Annotated in this window: 2 protein-coding genes; one reads left to right on the top strand and one right to left on the bottom strand. The window is 58.6% G+C overall.

The genetic code is table 11. From position 1 onward, the window contains the following. The first annotated feature begins 114 nt into the window (after positions 1–114). Positions 115–786 carry a DNA-binding protein gene (locus PV682_RS43980; protein WP_319738571.1) on the top strand — a complete coding sequence of 224 codons (672 nt, stop codon included), beginning with the start codon at positions 115–117 and terminating at the stop codon, positions 784–786. A 278-nt stretch (positions 787–1,064) separates the two neighbouring features. On the opposite strand, the gene PV682_RS43975 is transcribed toward PV682_RS43980, so the two are convergent. After that, positions 1,065–1,472, bottom strand: a complete 408-nt coding sequence (locus tag PV682_RS43975) for a hypothetical protein (RefSeq protein ID WP_319738570.1) — start codon at positions 1,470–1,472, stop codon at positions 1,065–1,067. Positions 1,473–1,965: the final 493 nt, after the last annotated feature.

Genomic DNA, 1,965 nt, shown 5'->3' with positions numbered 1-1,965 from the left:
GTGAACGGGGCTATCCAGGACGGCTCCGACGCCGTGATCACACCAGCCACACCAAGATCATCCCACCCGTGACCAGCAGTTACGGGACAAGCCTTAGCCGCTAGGCACAGGTGGATGCATCTTGCCGAATTGGCAACAATGAAACAACGCATGGCTTCCGAGCGGGCTGACCCGATTGCAGCTATCGTTGCAGCACGTGACGATGCTGGAACATTTCTGAACTCGGGAGATTTCTCCGGAGGGCTGGCTATCGTTGACCGTGCAGTGGTTCAGGCCGAGTCCACACTTACAGGCCGGGACCGCGCATACGCGCTGGGAATTCTGCACCTTCGCGGCCTGACTCTTGCTGGGCGCCTCAAGGACAAGCAGACAACAAAGCAGCATATCGAAGCAGCGTGGAGGGCATCCGAAGAGTTCCCGGAAGACATTGTCAAGCACGGAATTCATTTCGGACCCGAAAATACAGCCACACACGTAATCTCGACAGCATCCGATCTGAACCAACATCGCAAGGCTCTGGATACAGCAGATGATTTGATCCGGTCGGGATTCACTCTCCCCGCGACGAGGGTAGGGCCGTTCTATATGAACCTCGGCCGTTCCCAACTCGCCCTGGGAGATCAAGACGGTACCCTTGAAAGCCTAGAAAAGGCATGGGAAGTTGCTCCGGAAATGGCTGCCGTTCACCCAACTTCGCTGGAACTAACCCGAGTTCTAGTGTCGAAGCACAAGCGAAGTAACGAGCGCCTAACCAGGATCGCCAAGAGGGCTGGCATCTCTGCATAAGATCCCAAAAAGAAATCCCCGCATCGACCACCTTATATTGGTGACCGATGCGGGGATTTCTTTGTCATTCGACCATCAGTAGACGTCGGGTGCCGTCACGCAGTGGAACACGTCGTGCACGTCACCCCAAGGGGTTTCGGCGACTCCCGGGGGCGTCCCGGAATCCCGCTGAAAGCTCAGCGCGAAAACCGGGTACAGCGAGTGGGACGTCACGTCGTCGATCCCGCTTCGGACGATCCTGTTGGCAAGCTCTGACGTGACGTCAGATACGTTCAGATTCACCGCGCTTGCCCTTTATCGTCGGTGCTCGCGAGGAGACGCGCGATAGCGTCGTCAAGGTCGTCTGCGGAGCCGTCCGGCACTGCCGCCTCTCCTCTTCCCAGTGCCGTGAGCCACTGCCCAACGAAACGTGCTAGCGGATGGGCAACGTCAGCTTCTCCGCGCCGTCCGGGGACAACGAGCCCGTCGGCAAGGATGCGCGCGATTGCGGCCCTGAAAAGCTCTCTGAGTGCCTCCCTGTCGTCTTCCGGAAGCTGGATATCCTGCGCGGTTCTCAAGGTGCTACGCGGAGTTTCAGCGGCCTTCCTGGCGCGATACGCCTTGTCCCGACACGGCTTACCGCAGTATGCGGCGTGCGTTTTCCTCGGCTCAAAGGACGCCCCGCAGACGGCGCAGTTCTTCACCATGGATACTTCCCTTCCGTCGCCCCAAGCCGAGGGGTCACGCGACGCGTGCGTTCTTCGAGCTGGGGCCGGGATCGCCAGACGACTTATCTGCGAACTTCCGTCCGGCATTCCCTATCGGTGAAGTCGAATGCAAACATGCCAAGCCGCAAGAGATCTCTTCGAGCTGGCTGGATATTCTGAGCCGGCGACTGCATGACGGGTCATCAGTTAGCTATCGGGAAGAACCGTCGATCGGCCTGACACCCTCACGTGAGTGTGCTGGGTGCAGCTCCTACAGATAACCCGCTGAATACCAGGACCGGACCGTTCTGCGTCACTTCTCTCGCGTCCGTAGTTCACACGCTCACACTTCGTGCAATACGTGGGGACGAGATGCGGCAACCCTTCAGAAAGCCTTAGAGCTCGTAACACGATCTTGTTGAAGTGTCCTGGTTGGGCGTGACCGATGTGAGGATTCGGCCGTTCGGGATGGTGTGAGTACTCGGCCGTGGAT

Origin of the sequence: Streptomyces niveiscabiei, from assembly GCF_033794345.1 — a bacterium.
Taxonomy (GTDB): domain Bacteria; phylum Actinomycetota; class Actinomycetes; order Streptomycetales; family Streptomycetaceae; genus Streptomyces; species Streptomyces niveiscabiei.
This window is presented reverse-complemented; position numbering and strand designations above follow the sequence as displayed.